The 20,056-nt window shown below is 68.9% G+C and carries 19 protein-coding genes; 5 read left to right on the top strand and 14 right to left on the bottom strand.

The features are described from left to right. Positions 1-31: 31 nt before the first annotated feature. The 13 genes from HMPREF1008_RS05580 to HMPREF1008_RS05515 form a co-directional block, all read right to left on the bottom strand. Positions 32-1,018: a DegV family protein gene (locus tag HMPREF1008_RS05580; protein WP_009278880.1), complete on the bottom strand. Its 987-nt coding sequence runs from the start codon at positions 1,016-1,018 to the stop codon at positions 32-34. After that, the gene (locus tag HMPREF1008_RS10855; RefSeq protein ID WP_009278879.1) at positions 1,006-2,967 is read right to left on the bottom strand and encodes an acetyl-CoA carboxylase carboxyl transferase subunit; all 1,962 of its coding nucleotides are present in this window, start codon (positions 2,965-2,967) and stop codon (positions 1,006-1,008) included. The genes HMPREF1008_RS05580 and HMPREF1008_RS10855 overlap by 13 nt, the downstream gene beginning before the upstream one ends. Then, the gene (locus HMPREF1008_RS05565; protein ID WP_009278878.1) at positions 2,954-4,291 is read right to left on the bottom strand and encodes an acetyl/propionyl/methylcrotonyl-CoA carboxylase subunit alpha; all 1,338 of its coding nucleotides are present in this window, start codon (positions 4,289-4,291) and stop codon (positions 2,954-2,956) included. Before HMPREF1008_RS05565 ends, HMPREF1008_RS10855 begins: the two co-directional genes overlap by 14 nt. Continuing rightward, positions 4,292-4,735 (bottom strand): 3-hydroxyacyl-ACP dehydratase FabZ family protein, encoded by a 444-nt coding sequence (locus HMPREF1008_RS05560; protein WP_009278877.1) that lies wholly within the window; start codon positions 4,733-4,735, stop codon positions 4,292-4,294. 47 nt (positions 4,736-4,782) lie between these two features. Continuing rightward, positions 4,783-5,319: an acetyl-CoA carboxylase biotin carboxyl carrier protein gene (gene accB / locus HMPREF1008_RS05555; RefSeq protein ID WP_009278876.1), complete on the bottom strand. Its 537-nt coding sequence runs from the start codon at positions 5,317-5,319 to the stop codon at positions 4,783-4,785. A gap of 9 nt (positions 5,320-5,328) precedes the next feature. Beyond that, entirely contained in the window at positions 5,329-6,573 is a 1,245-nt protein-coding gene (gene fabF / locus HMPREF1008_RS05550) for a beta-ketoacyl-ACP synthase II (protein WP_009278875.1), read from the bottom strand. A gap of 24 nt (positions 6,574-6,597) precedes the next feature. After that, positions 6,598-7,332 (bottom strand): 3-oxoacyl-[acyl-carrier-protein] reductase, encoded by a 735-nt coding sequence (fabG, locus tag HMPREF1008_RS05545; protein ID WP_040657008.1) that lies wholly within the window; start codon positions 7,330-7,332, stop codon positions 6,598-6,600. A gap of 59 nt (positions 7,333-7,391) precedes the next feature. Beyond that, positions 7,392-8,324: an ACP S-malonyltransferase gene (locus HMPREF1008_RS05540; RefSeq protein WP_009278873.1), complete on the bottom strand. Its 933-nt coding sequence runs from the start codon at positions 8,322-8,324 to the stop codon at positions 7,392-7,394. Then, positions 8,312-9,256: a nitronate monooxygenase gene (locus HMPREF1008_RS05535; protein WP_009278872.1), complete on the bottom strand. Its 945-nt coding sequence runs from the start codon at positions 9,254-9,256 to the stop codon at positions 8,312-8,314. The genes HMPREF1008_RS05540 and HMPREF1008_RS05535 overlap by 13 nt, the downstream gene beginning before the upstream one ends. A 6-nt stretch (positions 9,257-9,262) precedes the next feature. Continuing rightward, a complete protein-coding gene (locus HMPREF1008_RS05530; RefSeq protein WP_009278871.1) occupies positions 9,263-9,502 on the bottom strand; it encodes an acyl carrier protein in 240 nt (79 codons plus the stop codon). 147 nt (positions 9,503-9,649) lie between these two features. After that, the gene (locus HMPREF1008_RS05525; protein WP_009278870.1) at positions 9,650-10,669 is read right to left on the bottom strand and encodes a beta-ketoacyl-ACP synthase III; all 1,020 of its coding nucleotides are present in this window, start codon (positions 10,667-10,669) and stop codon (positions 9,650-9,652) included. Position 10,670: 1 nt separating this feature from the next. After that, entirely contained in the window at positions 10,671-11,318 is a 648-nt protein-coding gene (locus HMPREF1008_RS05520; protein ID WP_009278869.1) for a MarR family winged helix-turn-helix transcriptional regulator, read from the bottom strand. A 432-nt stretch (positions 11,319-11,750) separates the two neighbouring features. Further along, a complete protein-coding gene (locus HMPREF1008_RS05515) occupies positions 11,751-12,734 on the bottom strand; it encodes a hypothetical protein (protein ID WP_009278868.1) in 984 nt (327 codons plus the stop codon). A 282-nt stretch (positions 12,735-13,016) separates the two neighbouring features. Between HMPREF1008_RS05515 and HMPREF1008_RS09890 the strand changes: the two genes are divergently transcribed. The 4 genes from HMPREF1008_RS09890 (at position 13,017) to HMPREF1008_RS05490 (ending at position 18,904) form a co-directional block, all read left to right on the top strand. Beyond that, a complete protein-coding gene (locus tag HMPREF1008_RS09890) occupies positions 13,017-14,438 on the top strand; it encodes a tetratricopeptide repeat protein (protein ID WP_009278867.1) in 1,422 nt (473 codons plus the stop codon). Between the two features lie 103 nt (positions 14,439-14,541). After that, a complete protein-coding gene (locus HMPREF1008_RS05500) occupies positions 14,542-16,305 on the top strand; it encodes a class I mannose-6-phosphate isomerase (protein WP_009278866.1) in 1,764 nt (587 codons plus the stop codon). A 91-nt stretch (positions 16,306-16,396) separates the two neighbouring features. Then, positions 16,397-17,341 carry a type I phosphomannose isomerase catalytic subunit gene (locus HMPREF1008_RS05495; RefSeq protein WP_009278865.1) on the top strand — a complete coding sequence of 315 codons (945 nt, stop codon included), beginning with the start codon at positions 16,397-16,399 and terminating at the stop codon, positions 17,339-17,341. A gap of 396 nt (positions 17,342-17,737) precedes the next feature. Beyond that, complete coding sequence (locus HMPREF1008_RS05490; protein ID WP_009278864.1) at positions 17,738-18,904, top strand: Fic family protein; 1,167 nt, start codon at positions 17,738-17,740, stop codon at positions 18,902-18,904. Here HMPREF1008_RS05490 and HMPREF1008_RS05485 read toward each other — a convergent pair. Next, a complete protein-coding gene (locus HMPREF1008_RS05485) occupies positions 18,899-19,291 on the bottom strand; it encodes a PhzF family phenazine biosynthesis protein (RefSeq protein ID WP_009278863.1) in 393 nt (130 codons plus the stop codon). The two genes, HMPREF1008_RS05490 and HMPREF1008_RS05485, sit on opposite strands and share 6 nt — an antisense overlap. 145 nt (positions 19,292-19,436) lie before the next feature. Here HMPREF1008_RS05485 and HMPREF1008_RS05480 point away from each other — a divergent pair, with 145 nt between their 5' ends. Further along, positions 19,437-19,826, top strand: a complete 390-nt coding sequence (locus HMPREF1008_RS05480; RefSeq protein WP_009278862.1) for a type II toxin-antitoxin system RelE/ParE family toxin — start codon at positions 19,437-19,439, stop codon at positions 19,824-19,826. Positions 19,827-20,056 lie beyond the last annotated feature (230 nt).

The following is a 20,056-nucleotide window of genomic DNA, read 5'->3' as shown; positions in this document are numbered from 1 at the left end:
GGCGTTGACGACCGTCGCAGCAGAGGTGTCCTCAGCGGCCGCCAAGGCCATCCGCCCCGCCCGCACCGGAACCGTCTGCCGCCACGTCGGCACCACTGGCCACGTCGGCGCCACCCGTCGCCTCGCCACCGCCCGACGCTTCGCCACCCGCCACGCCAGAACCGCCACCCGACGCGTCGACCCAGCCTAGGGCCAGCGACCCGACCCCCAGCCTCGACGTGAGCACGGGCCCACCGTCCTTCACGAGCACCCTCGCCTTGGGGCGACGGCGACGCAGCTCGACGAGGGCGAAGCGCGCCAGCTCGTCGGCATGCCCGAAGTGGGACACGATGACCGTCCCCACGTCCGCGGGAACGGGCCCCACGAGCTCGCGCGCGGCAGAGATCCCCCCGCGGACGACCTCGACCGTCTCGATGGCGCCCTCACGCAGGCAGAAGACCGGGTAGCGCCCCAGCATCCCCGCCACGGAGCGCCGCGTCGCCCCGAGCCGGCCGCTGCGGCGCAGGGGCCTCATGTCCGGGACGGCAAAGCGTATGCCCACGCGTCCGCGGAACTCGCGCACGCCGTCCGCGACCTCCGTGAGCGAGAGGCCCGCGTCCGCGAGGGCCCGGGCCTGACGCACGACGAGCTCGAGCCCCGAGGCCGTGACCCACGAGTCAACGACCTGCACGCGCCCGCCGACGCCGGTCCGCTCCCGATCAAGGGCCGCAGCCGCCTCGCGGGCGGCGCGGTGCGCGCCAGACAGCCTCGCCGACATCGTCACGCACAGCACGTCCCGGCCCGAGTCGAGCAACCGCTCGAAGGCCCGCGCGAAGTCGCGCTGGTAGACCGACTCGGTCCCCACGAAGGGGTCCTCGCGCAGGATCGCCTCGTAGTCGCCGTTCTCACCTTGGGGCAGCTCCGGCCGGCGCTCGCCGCGCGCGACGTAGGTCATGGGCAGCACGGTGCACCCCAGCTCGCGCGCCTCCTGGCGCGTGAGGCAGCAGGTGGAGTCCGTGACGATGGCTATTCCCGGCATAGCGCGTCTCCTCCCATGCGGCGGAAGCGGTCGTAGCGGCGCTCGAGCAGCTCGTCCACGCCCAGACCGGCCAGGGCGTCGACCTCCTCGGCGAGCCGCGCGGAGAGGGACCGGGCGAACCCCTCGCCACCCAGGCCCGCGTCGTCCACCACGTCATCCACGATTCCCAGCTCGACGAGGTCGCACGCCGTGACGCGCAGGGCCTCCGCCGCCTCCGCAGCGCGCGACGTGTCCTTCCAGAGGATGGACGCAGCGCCCTCCGGGCTCACGACCGAGTACACGGCGCCCGAGAGCATGAGCGTCCGGTCGCCTGCGGCCAGGGCGAGCGCCCCACCAGAACCGCCCTCGCCCACGATGACCGAGACGACGGGCACCCTGAGCCCGCCCATCTCCACCAGACTCGAGGCGATGGCCTCGCCCTGGCCGCGCTCCTCCGCGCCGACCCCGCAGTAGGCGCCCGAGGTGTCGACGAGGCATACCACGGGACGGCCGAACTTCTCGGCCTCGCGCATGAGGCGCTGGGCCTTGCGATAGCCCTCGGGGTTGGCCGAGCCGAAGTTGCGCGCGACGCGTTCCTTGGTGTCGCGGCCGCGCTCGGTGCCTATCACCGTCACGGGCCGGTTCCCCAGCAGCGCGATGCCGCCCACGATGGCCGCGTCGTCGCCGAAGAGCCGATCCCCGTGCAGCTCGAGGAAGCCGTCGAAGACCTGCTCCATCAGGGGGAGGACCGTCCCGCGCTCGCCGCCGCGCACGCGCGAGAGCAGCTCGTACGCCGAGGGAGCGGGCGTGGCCGATGGTGAGCCCTTGGCCGGCGCCCCGCCTTCCCGTCCGACATCAGGCGAGAGAGGCGTGCCCTCCTGGCCTCGCGAGCCCTCGCGAGCCGCACCGACGCCTTCGGTGGAGAGACGCACGCGTTTGCCCTCCTGGCCTCGCGCGGCCTCGCGAACCGCACCGCCCCCGTCCCCGCCAGCCGACAGCGCGACGCCCGAGGCGCCGGCGCCGTCCTTCCCCGTCCCCGCGGCGCCGGAAGGCTCCCCCAGCACGTCGGCCGCGGCGCGGACCTCGGGCACGTCGGCCCCGTCGGGCGCACGGTAGGCGCCGCCCTCGTGCAGGGCCAGCAGCCTGCCCAGCATCGAGGGGAGGTCCCTGCGCTCCACGATGCGGTCCACGAAGCCGTGCTCCAGGAGGAACTCGGAGCGCTGGAACCCCGCGGGCAGGCGCTTGTGGGTGGTCTGCTCCACCACACGCGGCCCGGCGAAGGCAACGAGCGCCCCAGGCTCGGCCAGGGTGACGTCGCCCTCCATCGCGAAGCTCGCCGTGACGCCGCCCGAGGTCGGGTCCGTCAGCACCACCACGTAGAGCAGCCCCGCCTCGGAGTGCCTGCGCACCGCGGCGGAGACCTTGGCCATCTGCACGAGCGACGTGGTCCCCTCCTGCATGCGCGCCCCACCCGACACGGTGAAGCCTACCACGGGGATGCGCAGCTCGAGGGCCCTCTCGAAGAGGCGGCAGAGCTTCTCGCCCACCACGGCGCCCATGGAACCCATCATGAACTCGCCGTCCATCACGAAGACGCCGGTGGGGCAGCCGCCGATGGAGGCCACACCGGTGAGGACGGCGTCGTTCTCGCCCGTGCGCAGGCGGGCGCTGCGGAGCTTCTCCTCGTATCCCGGGAAGCGGAGGAAGTCCCTCACCCTGAGCTCGGCGTCCATCTCCTCGAAGCTCCCCGCGTCCACCGTCATCGCGAGGCGGCGGCGGGCCCTCAGCCGCATGGGATGGCCGCAGCGCGGGCACACGTCCAGGTTGTCGGCCAGGACGTCGGCGTCCGTCACGCGACGGCAGTTGGGGCACTTCACGAACACGTGGCGCGACGGCAGCTCGACGGGAACCTCGGTCACGGCCCCCTCGAGCACGTTCACGCTCTTGGTCTTCTTCCTATTCGTCGCCATAGAGGTGCTCCATGAGGTCGGTGTGGTAGACGCCCGAGACGAACTCGGGGTTCGAGAGTATGTCGAGCTGCAGCTCGGAGTTCTCCGCCACCCCCTCGATCACCAGCTCGCCCAGGGCGGAGCGCATCTTGCGTATGGCCTCCTCGCGCGAGGGGGACGAGATGACGAGCTTGCCCAGCATCGAGTCGTAGTAGGGAGGCACGGACGCCCCCTGGAAGAGGGCCGTGTCGAAGCGGACCCAGGGGCCGCCCGGGACGTGCAGCATGGACACCGTGCCGCACGAGGGGAGGAACTCGGGGGTCTCGGCGTTGATGCGGCACTCGATGGCGTGGCCGTCCACGCGGACGTCGTCCTGGGAGAAGGGCAGCTCCACCCCGGACGCCACGCGCAGCTGCCACTTCACCAGGTCGACTCCCGTGACCATCTCGGTCACGGGATGCTCCACCTGCAGGCGGGTATTCATCTCCATGAAGGCGAAGGTGCCGTCGTCGGAGTAGAGGTACTCGATGGTGCCCACACCCACGTAGCCCACGGCCCGGGCGAGGTCGCGCGCGGCGGCGTGCATGCACTCGCGGACCTCGGGCGTGACCGAAGGGCTGGGGCTCTCCTCCAGGAGCTTCTGGTTGTGGCGCTGCACCGAGCACTCGCGCTCGCCCAGCGAGACCACGTTGCCCCGCGCGTCCGCCAGGACCTGGACCTCCACGTGGTGGGCGGGATGGATGAAGCGCTCCATGTAGCAGCCGCCGTCGCCGAAGGCCGCCTGGGCCTCGGAGCTCGCGGCCAGGAAGGCCGAAGCGACGCCCTCGGGGCCCGTCACCTTGCGGATGCCCCTGCCGCCGCCACCGGCACGTGCCTTGACCAGGAGCGGGAAGCCTATGCGGCGGGCTTGCTCCTGCGCGTCCGCCTCGTCGCGCAGGAGGTCCGAGCCCTCCACCACGGGCACCCCCGCCGCACGCGCCGTCCGGCGGGCCTCGTCCTTGTCGCCCATGCGCTCGATCACCTCGGGAGAGGGACCGACGAACACGATGCCGCAGTCGCGGCACTCACGCGCGAAGGGGGCGGACTCCGAGAGGAAGCCGTAGCCGGGATGGATGGCCGTGGCCCCGCTCTCCAGGGCGACGGTGAGGATGGCATCGGCGTTGAGGTAGCTCTCCTGCGGGCGCGGCCCGCCTATGCAGTAGGCCTCGTCGGCAATCTGGGCGTGGAAGGCGCCGGCGTCGGCCGTGGAGTAGACGGCGACGGTCTTCACGCCCATCTCCTTGCAGGCGCGTATCACGCGGACGGCGACCTCGCCACGGTTGGCGACGAGGATCTTCTCGAACACCTAGCGCCCCCCGTCGGCCACGTCGGCGGCTGGCACCAGGGCGAACGACATGTCCGCGCTGCAGCAGGGCATGTCCCCCACGAGCACCTCGCCGTGGGCGAAGTGGAAGGCCCCGTGCTCGCGCGTGATGCGGCAGCGCAGCTCCACGGTGTCGCCCGGCCTCACGGGGTGCCTGAAGCGCACCTTGTCCAGGCTCGTGTAGAGGGGGACCCTCCCCTCGCCCGACATCGCCTCGCCCAGGAGGACGCAGCAGTTCTGCGCGAGCATCTCGCACAGGATCACGCCGGGCACTACGGGGTCGCCGGGGAAGTGCCCCCGCACAAAGAACTCGTCGCCCGTGACCGTCACGTGCCCCACGGCCTCGTCCCCGACGACCTCGGCGTCGTCCAGGAGCAGCATGGGCTCGCGATGGGGCAGCAGCCCCTTGATCTCTTCCCTGTTCATGGCTCGTCTCCCTCGCAGGCCCGTCGGCCGTCCGCGTCAGCTGCCGCCTAGCACAGCTTCATGAGCGTGCAGCCGAACTCCACCAGCTCGCCGTCGCCCACGCACACGTCGATGACCTCGCCGTCGCGCTCGGCCACGACCTCGTTCATGAGCTTCATCGCCTCGATGACACAGAGCGTGTCACCCTTGCGCACCTTGGATCCCACGTGCACGAAGGGCTCCGCCCCGGGCGAGGGGGCGGCATAGAACACGCCCACCATGGGGGCGGTCACCGTGGCCACCTTGGAGAGGTCGAGCGGCCGCTGGTCCGGCTCCAGGCCGTCCTCGCCCGGGATCGTAGCCGCCATCGCGTCCTCGCCCGCAGGCGAGAGGGCCACCGCATCCGCGACGGAGGGTGCTCCCGGCAACGTGGCATCAGCAACGCCCGCCACGCCCGCCGGCAATGGCGCAGAGGCGGACGTCGCCGCGACGACGGGCGCGCACTCGAGCTCTATGACCTCACCAGCCTCCTCGAGGCGCAGGCGCGTGAGTCCGTTGGACCTGAGCACCCGAGCCAGGTCGTCGACCCTCTTCGCATCGATCATCTCGACCACCTATCCCTCGAAGGAGCGCAGCACCAGGGCCGCGTTGTGTCCGCCGAAGCCGAGCGAGGTGGAGAGCGCCCAGCGCGCCCGGAACTCGGCGGCCACCAGCGGCGTGTAGTCGAGGTCGCAGTCCGGGTCGGGGTCGGTGAGCCCCATCGTGGGCGGCACGACCCCCTCCTCCAGGGCCTTCGCGCAGGCCAGGGCCTCGATGGCCCCCGCGGCCCCCAGCATGTGCCCCGTCATCGACTTGGTCGACGACACCTTGGCCGAGCGCGCCGCCCCCTCGCCGAGCGCGGCCTTGAGCCCGCGCGTCTCCGAGAGGTCGTTAAGCTTGGTCGAGGTGCCGTGCGCGTTGACGTAGAGGCCCTCGGCGGCGTCCAGGCCCGCCTCCGCAGCCGCCTGCCCAATAGCGCGCGAGATGCCCGAGGCCTCCGGGTCGGGGCTCGTCATGTGGTAGGCGTCGCAGGTGTTGCCGTAGCCCATGACCTCGGCGTAGACGTGGGCCCCGCGGGCCAGGGCGTGGTCGAGCTCCTCGAGCACGAGGACCGCGGCTCCCTCCCCCATCACGAAGCCGTCGCGCCCGCGGTCGAAAGGCCGGCAGGCGGTCACGGGGTCGGGGTTGCGCGTGAGGGCCTTGGCGTTGGCGAAGCCGGCCACGGCGAGCTCCATGATGGCCGCCTCCGAGCCGCCGGCCAGGATGGCGTCGGCGTAGCCGTGCCTGATGGCGCGGAACGCCTCGCCGATGGCGTGGGACGAGGTGGCGCAGGCCGTCACCACGGGAAGCGTGGGGCCGTAGCACCTGTGCCTGATGGCCACCTGCCCCGATGCCATGTTGGCGATCATTGCCGGCACCAGGAAGGGAGAGACCCTGCCGGGGCCCGAGCCCCTCAGCACGTCCTCGTTCGCCACGGTGGTCTGGATCCCACCGATGCCCGAGCCCACGTAGACGCCCAGGCGCTCGTGGTCCACGGCGCCCTCGCGGTCGAGGCCGGAGTCCGCCATGGCCTGGTCCGCCGCGACGAGCGCATAGAGCACGAAGGGGTCGCTCCGGCGGGCCTCAGCCACGCCGAAGGCCTCGCGGGCGTCGAAGCCCTTGACCTCCGCGGCGACCTTGACCTTGCTGCCGCTCGCATCGAACTTGCTTATGGGACCGATGCCCACGCGTCCCGCCCTGAGGGAGTCCCAGGTCTCGGCCGCGGTGTTGCCCACGGGCGAGATGGCCCCCAGGCCGGTGATGGCTACCCTGTGCTCCATGTGCGAACTCACGCTCCCCATTCTCTACATGCCCATTCCGCCGTCGACGGGCAGGACGGCCCCGGTGACGTAGGCCGCCGCGTCGCTCGCGAGGAAGGCGATGGCCTCCGCCACGTCCTCCGGCTCGCACAGGTGGCCCAGGGGAATCTGCCCCTCGTACCTCTCCCTCACCGCATCCGGCAGCTTCGCCGTCATGTCCGTCCGAACGAAGCCGGGAGCCACGGCGTTGCAGGTGACACCACGGCCCGCCAGCTCGCGCGCCACGGACTTGGTGAGGCCGATGAGGCCCGCCTTCGAGGCTGCGTAGTTGGCCTGGCCCGCGTTGCCCATGACGCCCACGACGGAGCTCACGTTGACGATGCGGCCCCCGCGCTGGCGCATGAGGGTGCGGCAGAGGGCGCGCGTCATGTGGAAGGCGCCCTTGAGGTTCACGGAGAGGACCGCGTCGAAGTCCTCGTCGGACATGCGCGCCAGGAGGCCGTCGCGGGTGACGCCCGCGTTGTTCACGAGGGCCCAGACGGAGCCGAAGTCGGCCAGGACCTGCCTCACGCAGGCGGTCGCCTCGTCCCCGTCAGCCACGTCGCAGCGGTAGCTCCGTGCCGCGGCGCCCAGGGACTCGAGCTCCCCCACCGTCTTGCAGGCCGCCTCGTCGTTTCCGGCATAGACCACGGCAACGTCGAACCCGTCCCTCGCGAGGGCGATCGACGTCGCCCTGCCGATCCCGCGCGAGCCGCCCGTGACGAGGGCCACCCTGCGCACGGGGGCCTCGGCTGGTCCCGTGGACACTCCGGCCGCGGACGTCCCTGCGAGCGCGTCGCTCATGACTCTCTCCCCTCGAGATGCGCCAGCACGGCATCGAGCTGGTCGGGCGTCTCGCAGGGGAGCGCGGTGGCTCCCCGCGCGATCCTGCCCACGAGCTTGGTGAGCGTGCTGCCCGGACCGACCTCGACGAAGGTGTCGACCCCGAGGCCCACCAGACCCTCCACGGTCTGCTGCCAGCGCACGGGACTCGACGCCTGCCGCGCCAGGAGCTCAGCCATGGCGGCGGGGTCGTCGGGGTAGGGCCGCGCCGTGGCGTTGGCCCACACGGGGACGGTCGTGGGGACGGGAAGCGTGCGCGCCAGCCACTCCCGCAGCCCGTCGGAGGCGGGTGCCATGAGCGGGCTGTGGAAGGCGCCCGAGACCGCCAGGCGCATGCAGCGCCCGCCCGCCTCGCGCACCAGGGCGTCAAGCCGCCCGAGGGCCTCCTCGGTCCCCGCCACCACGGTCTGTTCCACGCTGTTGTAGTTGACGGGCCAGGCGTCGCCGGCCTTTGCGGCGAGGGCCTCCACGCGCCTGGCCGGAAGCCTCAGCACGGCCCTCATGCCCCCGGGATTCCTCCCCGAGGCGGAGTCCATGAGCTCGGCGCGACGTAGCACCAGGTCGAAGGCGTCCTCGGGCGAGAAGGCCCCCGCAAACGCTAGTGCGGACAGCTCCCCGAGCGAGAAGCCCGCCACGGCGTCGGGCCGCACGCCATGCGAGGCGAGCGCGCGGGCGGCCGCCAGGTCGCAGGCGAAGACGGCGGGCTGCGTGTTGCGCGTCTGCGCGAGCTCCTCACGGGAGCCCTCGCGGCAGAGCCTGCCCAGGCCGGGCATGCGGGCCTCGAGCAGCTCGAAGGTCTCTTGGGCGGCGGGCTCGCGCGTGACGAGGCCGTCGGCCATGCCGGGGTGCTGGGCTCCCTGGCCCGCGAAGAGGAGGGCTACCTTACCCATCTCGTCGCCCCCCGAAGCACTTCCTCCGCGCCTTCGAGCAGGTCGTCGACGATGTCGGCCGCGGGCTGGCGCCTGGTCACCATGCCGGCGGACTGGCCGGCCATGAAGCTGCCCTCCTCGTAGTTGCCGTCCACGGCGGCCTTGCGCAGGGAGCCGCGGCCCAGTTCGGCGAGCTCCTCCTTGGAGGCGCCCTCCCTCTCGAGCTTCGCGTACCTGCGCGAGAAGGGCGTCTTGAGGCAGCGGACGGCGCCGTCGTCCCTGCGGCCCGTCACCATGGTGGCGATGTCGTTGGCCTTGAGGATGCGCTCCTTGTACTCCTCGCTCACCGTGCACTCGTCGGCAACGAGGAAGCGCGTGCCCACCTGGACGCCCACGGCGCCAAGCATGAGGGCCGCAGCCACCCCCCTGCCGTCGGCGATCCCGCCGGCGGCGACCACGGGGACGTCCACTGCGTCGACCACCTGCGGCACCAGCGTCATGGTGGTGAGGTCGCCCACGTGCCCGCCCGACTCGCCGCCCTCGGCGACCACGGCCACGGCGCCGGCCCGCTCCACGAGGCGCGCGAGCGCCACGGAGGCGACCACGGGAATCACCTTGATGCCGGCGGGCACCCACGACTTCATGTGCTTGTTGGGCGTGCCCGCCCCCGTGATGACGACGGAGACGTGCTCGTCGACGACCACCTGGGCGACCTCGTCCACGAAGGGGCTCTGGAGCATGATGTTCACGCCGAACGGCCTGTCCGTGAGCTCGCGGCAGGCGCGAATCTGACCTCGGAGCCACTCCGCGTCGGCGTTCATCGCCGAGATGACGCCCAGGCCGCCTGCGTTCGAGACGGCCGAGGCGAGGGAGGCGTCGGCGATCCAGGCCATGCCACCCTGGAAGACGGGCTTCTCGATGCCGACGACGTCGCAAATGGGTGTGCGGATCATCTGGTGCTAGCCCTTCTGGGCGACGAGGCCGTCGACCAGCGAGACGAACTCGCCGATCGTCTTGGGGTTGGCCTCGGCGTCGATCTCGATGTCGAAGTCGCCCTCGCAGGCCATGACCGCCTCCACGATGGAGAGCGAGTCGAGGCCGATCTCCTCGAAGCTCGTCTCAGGCGTGAGCTCGCCGGTGATGCCGTCCTGCTCGCGGAGGATGTCGCAGATGTGCTCGAACGTGGTCTCCTTGGCCATGATGGCCCTCCTTCTGTCCGTCTTGACCTGTTCTTCCCTTGTCCTTGCGGGGCGATGGCCCCTATGGTCACGGGCGAGCCTCCGCCCGGTGATGCCCTGGTTCGCCCGCCGTCGCTCCCGACGGCGGCTCGTGGCCCCTCTCGGCGGTCACGTCAGTGGTGCCTTGGCGGCCGCGTGCGGAAGGGCCGGGCCCGTCCCGGCGGCCCCCTCCTCCCACCTGATCAGGCAGGAGCCCACGGAGAGCCCCGCCCCGAAGCCCACGATCGCGACGGTCTGCCCTGCCGCCAGGCCGCCCGACCTCACGAGGTGGTCGAGCGCGTGGGGAATGCAGGCGCTGGAGAGGTTGCCCGTCTCGACCAGCGTCCGCACGACGCGCGAGGCGTCGATGCCCAGGCGCGACGCAGCCGAGTCGAGGATGCGACCGTTGGCCTGGTGGAACACGAAATGGTCGATGTCCGCCACCTCCATGCCCGCGTCTGCCGCGAGGGCGCGCACCTCTCGCTCGATGGAAGTGACGCCGAACTTGAAGATCTCGCGGCCGCGCATGGAGAGCAGTTGCGGGCCGCGGACGGTCTTGTCGAAGGGGCTGCTCCCCGGGATGCCGGGGAGGTCCAGGGCGCCCGTGTCAGGCTGGGTCGACAGCCTGAGGGAGAGGAGCCCCTCCCCCTCCGCACCGAGCACCGCCGCCGCGGCACCGTCGCCGAAGAGCACGCAGGTGGCGCGGTCGGTCCAGTCGAGGTAGCGCGTGCACCTCTCCGCCGAGACCACGAGCACGCGGCGCGCCCTGCCCCTCGCGAAGATGCCGTCCGCCACGTCGAGGGCGAAGACGAACCCCGCGCAGGCCGCGGCGAGGTCGAACGAGGGGCAGGAGGCTCCGATGCGCCCCTGCACGACGCTCGCCTCGGCGGGCATCACGTGGTCGGGGGAGGTGGTGGTGCAGATGACGGCGCCGAGCTCGGACGCGTCGACGCCCGCGGACTCCAGGGCGCGCCGCGACGCCTGGGTCGCCAGGTCGTCGAGGGTCTCGGTGGTGCACACCCGGCGGGCGCGGATGCCCGTGCGCTGGCTGATCCACTCGTCGGAGGTGTCGAGGAAGCCCGACAGCTCCTCGTTGGTGACGCGCCTGGCGGGAAGGGCGCTGCCCGTCCCAAGGATGCGAAGGCCCATGCTACTTCTCCTCCTCTGCCCTGTAGAAGGCGGCGAGGCGCTCGATGCCCGCGTGGAACTTCCCCATGTCCTCGAGGGACATGCCCTCCATGATCGCGGCGGCCATGCGCATGTGGAAGATCGTGTGGAGGCGGTAGACCTCCTCGCCCTTCCTGGTGAGGGCCACGTTGACGCGACGGCCGTCGCTCTCGTCGCGCTCCTTGGTGAGGAAGCCGCGGTCGACGAGGCGGTTGACCCCCGCGGTCATCGAGGGGATCTTCACCATCGCCTCGGCGGCGATCTGGCTCACGCTGATCTGCCTGTCGGTGTGGAAGGTCTCGTCTCCCACGATCTGGACGATGCGCGCCTCGCTCATGGTCACGCCCAGGCCGCGGACCCGCCTGAACATCTTGCTCTCGACCGCGTCGACCGAGTTGTAGATGGAGACGAGGAGCTCGCTGATCTCGACGGTGATGCGCTCGGCAGCCTTGGCGTCGGGGGTGGGGGTGACGGGCTGGCCGTCGGCCGTCGCGCCCGCGGCGGGGGCGACGTCAAAGGTGGTCCGACCGTCGGCCGCAGGGCCGTCAGCGGGCGCCATGCCAGTCTTGCCGCCGCCTCTGAGCTCGTCAATCGCGTCCACCAAGCCACCACCGATCCAGGTCAGGGCCATGTCGGGCGGCCTTTCTCCCCCACATGGCGTGAAATTTAGTTAGTTAGTCTAACTAACTAAACTGGAAATGGTGGGAAGGCGAGAAAAGCGTCACACGACTGACACATGGGACCTGGACGCGCAGAATTGTGCCCGCATCTCTCGCCCGCCATATGCCTAGCACGCGCCAGCGCACATACCGCAGCAACGAGCACGCGCGAGCGCACGCGCTTTTCGTCCACCACGCACGAACGCACAACGCAGCTCGCGTTTGCCCAGTTAATGAGGGCCGCCAATGTGCGTAACAGCGTGCTCGCTGCCAGGGGCGTGCGCAACAGCGTGCTCGCAGCCAAGACCGTGCCCGCCACAACGCAACGCACGCGAACAAGAAAGCGCCGCGCAGCCCCTCGGCCACGCGGCGCCAACTCCCAACTCGCAGGTGATCCCGGCCACCTACTGCGCGGCCAGCTCCCCCTCTCCCGCAGCAGAGCCCTTGCGGCTCAGCAGCTTGGAGGCGACAGACTGCCCGGGCCTGCGCAGGCCGCGGGCGTCAGGCATGTTGATGCCCAGGCCCAGGATGGTGTTGGCGAGCCACACGAAGAACAGCAGCGTGACGATGGGAATCACGCAGCAGGTCACCACCATGACGGCAAAGGCCTCGATCATGCGGTTGAGGACGTTCTTCGCGGACTCGATGAACGACTTCGCGTCATCCGTCACCGCTTGGACGGCGTTGCCGGCGGCATCCACGACGTTGGTCGCGACGGTGGTCGCGTCGTTCGCCCGGTCCTGTACCCAGCTTATGAAGTTATCCAGGACGTTCCTGTCCTCCTGGGTCTGCTCGCTCGCCTCGGGCTCCAGGGCCGCCTCCTCCACCTGGGGCTCCTCGATGGGAGACTCCTCCGGAGCCGACGCCACGGCGGCCGTCACCGTCTCGACGTCCGCCTTGTAGGTCGCCTGCACGACGTCCGACACCATCACGCTGGCCGGCACCACCAGGAACCCTGCGATGGCAAAGACCGCCAAACGCAGTGCGAAGCTGCGGAACAGCGTCTGCAGCCCGGCGTTCTGGTCCCAGCGCAGGCGTCCGCTCGTGACCACGGCGGCGACGGCGAGAGCGCAGCTCAGTGGGATGAGCAGCCTGAACGCTGCCAGGCTGAAGATGGTGAGAAGGTACTTCTCAAGGTAGATGGCAGCAAGGACGATGCCCAGGTCGACGCTGAGCTCGACGAGCTTCTCCGCGATGGGCGCACCGAAGTCCCCCGGGATGAGCGAGATGCCGGCCGAGAGTGCCGTGGCCACCGTGACCAGTCCGGTCGCCGTCTCGGCGCGGGCATTGAGGGAGGCAATCTGCGAAGTCCAGGCGTCGGGACTCGAGAAGTGGTCGGCCAGCACCGTCGCCGAGACGATGGCGGCAACCAGTGCGGCAGCGACCATCAGAAGGCCACCCAGCTCCATGCCTGCGACGCGGCGGCTCAGGCGCCCCGCCTCGGAAGGGGCCGGCGGCAGCCGACGACCGAGCTGTGCATTTCAAAAATGAAATGCACAGCTGCCTACGTTTTCCCAGGTCAGCAGGAGACGGCGTACATTCTAGAAATGAAATGCGCACCTCTCCCCCAGCCATGCGCCCCTCCCCTAGAATGGGTGCACGCGCCGAGCCGTCGCTCGCCCGCGGAACCGACTCGCCGACCGCCCGCCCTCGCGCATGCAGGAGGCCCCATGCAAAAACTGTCCGAGCTGCCGCTCCGCGCATACCTGGGCCACCCCGTCATCGTCGACCTCAGGCTCGCCCGACACGACCTCGAGGAGCTGGCGCGGCAGATCGCATCCGCGCCGGAGCCGCAACTCCCTCCCGAGGCCCTCGAGGCGCTGCCCGACCACTGGGACTTCGATGCCGATGCCAGCCTGGCCTGGCCGCGCGTCGACCACGAAAACGGCGTCTGCCTCTACCTGCTGTGCCCGTGCAGCACCGCCGACCACCAGATCATGCCCCAGTACGACCTCTTCGGCGGCTTTGGGCTGACGCCGGAGCGCATCGTCGACCAGGATGCCCCCGACTGCGAGGTCATCGACATCCTGAGCTGGGAGGACATGCCCGAAATGCTCAAGGCGCACACGCGATGGATCGGCGAGCTCTTCGAGGAGTTCCCGGGCGTCGAGGAGGCGCGCGGCGGCGAGCGGCTCGACCGCTGGCGCGACCCGCTGTACCCCGACGTCGTGAGCGCCGTGCTCTTCCCGTCCGAGGGTGAGGGCGACGCGGACGCACATCCCTGGCGCGTCTTCGCGCGCGTCGAGCGTTGCGCTATCGACCCGGACGAGCCCGACGCGCCGCACTGGGAGGCGACGCTCGCCGCCGTGGTGCCGTTCCCGGACGAGGAGGGGGCCACGGAACCGGGAACCGCGGAAGGCGTCGGGACCGCTGACGGCGACCTACAGGCCGGCCCCGACCTCCCCCAGCCGGGAAGCAGGCTGTGGCTGGGCATCGCCCGCGCGGAGGAGGACGGCGAGGTCCTGGGCCTCTACGCGTCCGAGGCCCAGGACCTCGGCGCAGAGGACTACGACCCTGAGGTCGACGCGAGAGAGGACGGCGAGCTCTCGCTTGCCATCGGCGCGCGCTACTACCAGGAGGGCATGGTCAGCGAGGGGATTCACCGCGTGGTCTGCTTCGAGCTCGCGGAGCACTTCTACCAGGCATCGGCCGAGCGTGGGAACGCACGGGCCATGTGCAACCTGGGCCACGTCTGCTCGTACGGTCGGCTGGGCGAGAAGGACTTCGACGCGGCCGCGAAGTGGTTCCGCAAGGCGGCGGTGCTGGGCAACGCCGAGGCCGCGTGCAAGTACGGCGACCTGCTGTGGCAGGGGCACGGCGTGAGACGCGACAACGAGCAGGCCTACTTCTACTACCAGATGGCCTACAAGCGCGCGAAGGACGAGGGGGACGGTGCCGTCTGGGGAAGCGCGGCCCTGAGGCTCGCCGGCTGCTTCGAGTACGGGCGAGGGGGCGAGAGGGACCACCATCGCGCTCGCGACCTCTACCTCGAGGCCGAGGCGGGCCTCCTCGAGGCGGTGCCGGACCAGCCCTGGTACAAGGGCCAGCTGGCGCGCGCTCGCGAGGGACTGGAGCGGCTGGCGAGAGAGTAGGCTTGCGTCTCTCGGCTCGCAGCGTGACGTCAGTCGCCCGCTTTTGGCGAGCGGCAGCAGGGCTCCAGGCGGGAGGGCGAGGTGCGCAGTGGAAAGGACGCTCATGAGCGACTACAGGCTACGTCCCGAGGTCAGGATCCACGACGCCGAAAGGGGCGTCCGCGGCTGGCCCGCCGTCCTCGCCGCCGTCAGAGGCAGGCTGGACGAGCTCGCGGGCGAGAGAGGCAGCAGGCTCACCCTCGCCATCGAATGCTATCCGGGGACCAACATGGACGAGATCCGGCAGGGCCTCGTGGAACCGCTTGGCGCCGAAGCTGCCCTCCTTGCCGACGACTACGCATGGGACGCCCCGCGCGTGCAGGCGCGCATCGCCGACACGATCACCGACGACCGCGTGTTTGGCGTCCTCTCCCACTACACGGCGGACGAGTTCTTCGACGCAGGCCGCGTGGGGCAGGCACGCGCCAGGCTTTCGTCCGCCCCGGGGCTCTCCGTGGTCTTTGGCGTCGGCGCCACCGTCATCTGCCCTGATCCCGACCTCCTGCTGTACGCCGACCTCACCCGCTGGGAGATCCAGCTGCGCCTGCGTGCCGGCATGCCCAACTGGAAGGCAGACAACGCCGACGAGGACGCCCTGCGCAAGTTCAAGCGCGGCTACTTCTTCGAGTGGCGCATGGCCGACCTCACCAAGCGGGCGCTCTTCGACCGCGTGGACTTCGAGCTCGAGACCAACGTGCCCGGCGAGCCCAAGATGGTGCCGGGTGGCGCCTATCGCGCGGGCCTCGCTCAGGTCGCGCGCCAGCCCTTCCGCCTCGTCCCCTACTTCGACGCAAGCGTCTGGGGAGGCCACTGGATGCAGCGACGCTTCGGCCTCGACCCCGACGCGCCAAACTTTGGCTGGGCCTTCGACGGCGTGCCCGAGGAGAACAGCGTCATCCTCGACTTCGATGGGGTGCGCCTGGAGATTCCTGCGATCAACGTCGTGCTGCGCGAGCCGGACGCGCTCCTGGGGCCCAAGGTCCACGCCCGCTTCGGGGCGGAGTTCCCCATCCGCTTCGACTTCCTCGACACGATGGGTGGCCAGAACCTCTCCCTGCAGGTCCATCCGCTGGTGGAGTACGCGCAGGACAGGTTTGGCATCCACTACACACAGGACGAGAGCTACTACATCCTCGACGCGAGCGAGGACTCCTGCGTGTACCTGGGCGTGAGGCCCGGCGTGAGCCGCGAGGAGATGGTGGCCGACCTCAAGCGCGCCGAGCGCGGCGAGGACCGCTTCCACGACGAGCGCTTCGTGAACCGCTTTCCCGTGAGGAAGCACGACCACGTGTCGATTCCCGCTGGCACCGTGCACTGCGCCGGGCCCAACACCGTGGTGCTCGAGATCAGCGCGACGCCCTACATCTTCACCTTCAAGCTGTGGGACTGGGGTCGCGTGGGGCTCGACGGCGTCCCCCGCCCCGTGCACGTCGACCACGGCGCGCCCAACATCAGGCTCGACCGCGACACCGACTATGCCCTCTCGCAGCTGATCGACCGGGCGGACGCCCCGCACCAGGACCTTTCCGACCAGGAGGGCGTGGTGATCCAGAGGACCGGCCTCCACGAGCTCGAGTTCATCGAGACGGACCGCCACTGGTTCGAGGATGCCGCCACGGTCGACTGCCACCAGAGCGTCAACATGCTCAACCTCGTGGAGGGCACGAGCGTCCGCGTCGTGAGCCTGGACGGCAGCTTCGAGCCCTTCGGCGTCTACTACGGCGAGACCTTCGTCGTGCCTGAGAGCGTGGGGCGCTATCGCATCGAGAACACCGGCGACCGCACGCGGCGCGCCGGCGTCATCCAGGCCTTCGTCCGCAACCTTTAGGCGACGAGCAGCGGGTGCGCCCGTTGCACGTGTGGACCGCGATAGGCCACGAAGGTCCATACCCGACCACAACGTCGAAAGAAAGAGTCCCATGCGGCCCCTCAAGCTCATTCCCCTGTATGACAGGACCATCTGGGCTGGCGAGCGACTCTCGGCCCTCCGGAACCGTCCTGCGGCCGGCGAGGGGACGAGCTGGGAGATCTCGGTGCATCCCCATGCCCAGTCGGTGGTCGCCAACGGCCCCGACGCCGGCCGCACCCTGCGCGAGCTCATCGATTCCGACCCCGAGGGCATGGAGGGGCCGGGCATGGGCGACGCGGAGCTCCTGCGCCTCGCCTTCCTGGACGCACGCGATCCGCTGTCGGTACAGGTACATCCCGACGAGGCCTATGCCCAGGCGCATGCGCGCGACCACGGAAAGACCGAAGGCTGGTACGTGCTCGACGCCGACCCCGGTGCAGCGCTGGTGGTCGGCTGCGACCTGACCAGCAAGGACGAGGTCGCGCGGGCGATTGCCGACGACAGCATCGAGGACCACCTCTGTCGCGTGCCCGTGACGGAGGACGACTTCGTGTTCGTGCCCGCAGGCACCCTTCATGCCCTGGGCGCGGGAATCCTAGCCCTCGAGATCGGCACCAACTCGAACACCACCTATCGCTTCTACGACTACCATCGCAAGGACGATGAGGGCAACGAGCGAGAGCTGCACGTGCGGAGAAGCCTGGACGTGGTGAGGCTCGACTATCGCGGCAATGTCGTGCACACACCCCTTGACGGCATGCCCAAGGAGAGGACGCTCGTGAGCTCCCCGGAGTTTGACGTCATACTCATAGACGTCGCAGACACCCATGTCCTGCCTGCCGACCACGCCCGCTTCCGCACGATCTCGTGTGTGAGGGGCGCCTGCGACCTCGTCTGCGGGGGTACGAGCACGCATCTGGGCTACACCGAGTCGGCGTTCCTTCCCGCAGCGCTCGGAGACGTCCTGGTGACGGGCGACTGCCGCTTGCTCGTGGGCATACCCCACCGCCGCTGAGTCTTCTGGGCTCGTGCCAGCTGGTCGTACCAGCCGGTCGTGCAGAACTCGTCCGAGTCAACGAATTCCTGTCATCTCGGACGAGTTGTGAATCCGCTCCCTCCGAGGACCTCCGAGAGATGAGACCGTGCGCCCCCCATGCCTTCCCTATGCCTTCTTCTGAGTCTGCCGCGCCAGCCCCGCCATCGGCGCGTTCGGCGCCCGGGTGCTCTTCTCATATCCCAAATTGCACGTGACCCAGCTATCCCAATTTTCGGAATGCGATGCAGGGTGCGTAACGTCACCCAAAAGTCGTTAGAGTCACTCGAGATGCTCTAACGGCTTTTTTTAAGCGAAAAAAGTCGTTAGAGTCTATCATGTTCTCTGTAACGACACTTTCCAGTCATAAGGAGAATCATGGAGTTCGTCCCCAGCGGACAGGGATTCTTGCGCAAGAACCTACATGGTGCCATGGAGTACCAGTCCTTCGTGCCCACCCCACTAAACGAGGTTGTCCCCCTCGGGCTCGGAAGCGACACCAACCGCCTGCTTAGCACCTGCTCGCTCAAGCTTGGCGAGCTGAAGGGGATGCTGAGGTTCATCTCCAACGCAGACATGTATCTCGCCATGTACGTGCGCAAAGAGGCTCTCCTCTCCGCACAGATCGAAGGGACACAATGTACCTTCGACGACGTGCTTGACCCCACAAGGACGGACCTCATCGGGCATGAAGTCGCTGATGTTGTGGCATACGTGAGGGCAACGGAGCTTGCGGTCCAGAGAATGAAATGCCTTCCCCTTTGTATGAGACTGCTCCGTGAGGTTCACAAGAAACTCCTCGATGGAACACGAGGGGCAGAGAAGAATCCAGGAGAGGTACGGACCTCCCAGAATTGGGTTGGACCGACAGGCTGCACGATCAAGGGGGCAGCTTACATACCTCCCAATATCGAAGACATGAATGCCGCGCTTTCGGAACTGGAGCGCTTCATCAACGAGGCAGACTCTGTTGACCCGATACTCAAGGCCGCGCTTGTACACTACCAGTTTGAGACCATCCACCCCTTTTTGGATGGCAACGGCAGGCTCGGGAGGCTGCTCATTACGCTCTCCCTGCTTAACGATGGAGTGCTGACGGGTGCCGTGTTCTATCCCTCGTATTACCTGAAACTAAACAGGTCCGAGTACTACACAAGACTCATGAATGTGAGACAGAGGGGAGCCTATGAAGAGTGGGTCGCATTCTTTTGCAAGTGCCTCATAAAAAGCGCCGATGATGCCATCGAATCGCTGGATCGGCTCGTCGAGCTTCGCCGATGCAACCTAGAAAAGCTGGGCAAGGCAACGGGGGTGTCTGTACAGAATGGTCAGCGTCTGCTGGACCTCCTCGAAGCAAGTCCCTTCGTAAGCATCGGCGACGTTACCGAAAAGCTGAACATCGCCCGAACCACTGCCAGCAAGCTAGTGGAGGGATTCGAAAGGCTCGGGATTCTCGTGCAGCATGAGACTGGCAGGCGCCGCTATCGCACGTTCCAGTACGAGGAATATCTCAGCATCCTGAGACAAGGGAGCGAGCCACTATAGGGCCTTACGCGCATTGATGCGCATGCTAGAAACACAGGCGAACGCGCGGGGAGCGGCAGCCAGGACCCAGAGCCAGCGGCTACGGCGCTTCGGCGCAAACGAGCGGGATACGCAGCCGTACTCCGAAGCCGTCGCCGTGACGTGTCGGAGCAATCCGTCGAGCCCCTCGCACGCGTCAAGGCCTGGCTCAAGCGAGCGGACCTCCTCTTCCGAGCCGAGCACGCACAGCAGGTCGCAACCCGCCCACGCCTCGACGGGCCGCACGCCGAGGGCGGTCTCCGTGGCTATGCCCTGCATGAGGCGGTCGTCCAGCCAAGAATCAACTATGTAGATCGCGGCGGGGTTCCCCGAGAAGACCTTTTCGGCGAATGCGTCCGTCCGCCGCATATCGGCGTATGTCCATTACTGTTGCTCCAAACCGTCACATCATGAATCTTGAACGGACCGGGAAGCTCACGTACGTGTCGGAGGACGAGCACGAGAGGCACCACCTGGCGCGCAAGGGCACCCGCCGTCCCGGGTCGACCACGCTATGAGGTTCAGGCTCACCGAGCTTGCCGACGAGGACCTCTCCGGCATTGAGGACTGGGTCAGGGTGACCCGCGGGGCCGACACCGCAGACGAGGTGTCGGGCGACATAGACGCGAAGATGCGCGAGATCGCTGAGCACTCTCTTCGGTCCACCGTCTGCCAGTTCGACGGGGAGCACGGCCTCCTGCACGAGTACCGCAGCGCGGGCACCGACCGATTCAAGGTCTTCTACTGGGTGAACGACGCCGAGGGTTTCGTCGAGATTTGGCGCGTCCTTCATGTCCCGTCCGACTTCACGCGCATGGGCTGGTACGCCGGGAGGCAGCCGGCTGCCCGAGGATGGCGAATAGGCGTTTGCACGCATGCCGCTCGTCCTGCGGGGGTTCCGTGATCGTCAGATGAGGGTTCCGCGAGTGACGGGAAGACGGTCCCGCACGACCTGAGATCAGCAATATCGACGCGCGTCCTTGCCTCGCCGTGCGCTTTCGCACTTGTCGGTAAGATGTCGGTAGCAATATCGGTCACGTGACAGTCAAAAACCCCGGCCTGTTTTCGCAGGCCGAGATTGTGTTTCTGGTCGCGGGGGCAGGATTTGAACCTACGACCTCCGGGTTATGAGCG

This window comes from Olsenella sp. oral taxon 809 str. F0356, from assembly GCF_000233535.1.
Taxonomy (GTDB): domain Bacteria; phylum Actinomycetota; class Coriobacteriia; order Coriobacteriales; family Atopobiaceae; genus Olsenella_I; species Olsenella_I phocaeensis.
The sequence above is the reverse complement of the archived record's forward strand: the minus strand, read 5'-3'. Positions and strand labels throughout refer to the sequence as shown.

Coding starts and splice junctions, on each gene's coding strand:
- HMPREF1008_RS05495 (WP_009278865.1), top strand. CDS start 16,397: ATGCGGCCCCTCAAGCTCATTCCCCTGTATGACAGGACCATCTGGGCT.
- accB (WP_009278876.1), bottom strand. CDS start 5,319: ATGATCGATGCGAAGAGGGTCGACGACCTGGCTCGGGTGCTCAGGTCC.
- HMPREF1008_RS05580 (WP_009278880.1), bottom strand. CDS start 1,018: ATGCCGGGAATAGCCATCGTCACGGACTCCACCTGCTGCCTCACGCGC.
- HMPREF1008_RS05485 (WP_009278863.1), bottom strand. CDS start 19,291: ATGCGGCGGACGGACGCATTCGCCGAAAAGGTCTTCTCGGGGAACCCC.
- HMPREF1008_RS05530 (WP_009278871.1), bottom strand. CDS start 9,502: ATGGCCAAGGAGACCACGTTCGAGCACATCTGCGACATCCTCCGCGAG.
- HMPREF1008_RS05500 (WP_009278866.1), top strand. CDS start 14,542: ATGAGCGACTACAGGCTACGTCCCGAGGTCAGGATCCACGACGCCGAA.
- HMPREF1008_RS05520 (WP_009278869.1), bottom strand. CDS start 11,318: ATGGCCCTGACCTGGATCGGTGGTGGCTTGGTGGACGCGATTGACGAG.
- HMPREF1008_RS09890 (WP_009278867.1), top strand. CDS start 13,017: ATGCAAAAACTGTCCGAGCTGCCGCTCCGCGCATACCTGGGCCACCCC.
- HMPREF1008_RS05525 (WP_009278870.1), bottom strand. CDS start 10,669: ATGGGCCTTCGCATCCTTGGGACGGGCAGCGCCCTTCCCGCCAGGCGC.
- HMPREF1008_RS05490 (WP_009278864.1), top strand. CDS start 17,738: ATGGAGTTCGTCCCCAGCGGACAGGGATTCTTGCGCAAGAACCTACAT.
- HMPREF1008_RS05540 (WP_009278873.1), bottom strand. CDS start 8,324: ATGGGTAAGGTAGCCCTCCTCTTCGCGGGCCAGGGAGCCCAGCACCCC.
- HMPREF1008_RS05515 (WP_009278868.1), bottom strand. CDS start 12,734: ATGGTCGCTGCCGCACTGGTTGCCGCCATCGTCTCGGCGACGGTGCTG.
- HMPREF1008_RS05480 (WP_009278862.1), top strand. CDS start 19,437: ATGAGGTTCAGGCTCACCGAGCTTGCCGACGAGGACCTCTCCGGCATT.
- HMPREF1008_RS10855 (WP_009278879.1), bottom strand. CDS start 2,967: ATGGCGACGAATAGGAAGAAGACCAAGAGCGTGAACGTGCTCGAGGGG.
- fabF (WP_009278875.1), bottom strand. CDS start 6,573: ATGGAGCACAGGGTAGCCATCACCGGCCTGGGGGCCATCTCGCCCGTG.
- HMPREF1008_RS05560 (WP_009278877.1), bottom strand. CDS start 4,735: ATGAACAGGGAAGAGATCAAGGGGCTGCTGCCCCATCGCGAGCCCATG.
- HMPREF1008_RS05535 (WP_009278872.1), bottom strand. CDS start 9,256: ATGATCCGCACACCCATTTGCGACGTCGTCGGCATCGAGAAGCCCGTC.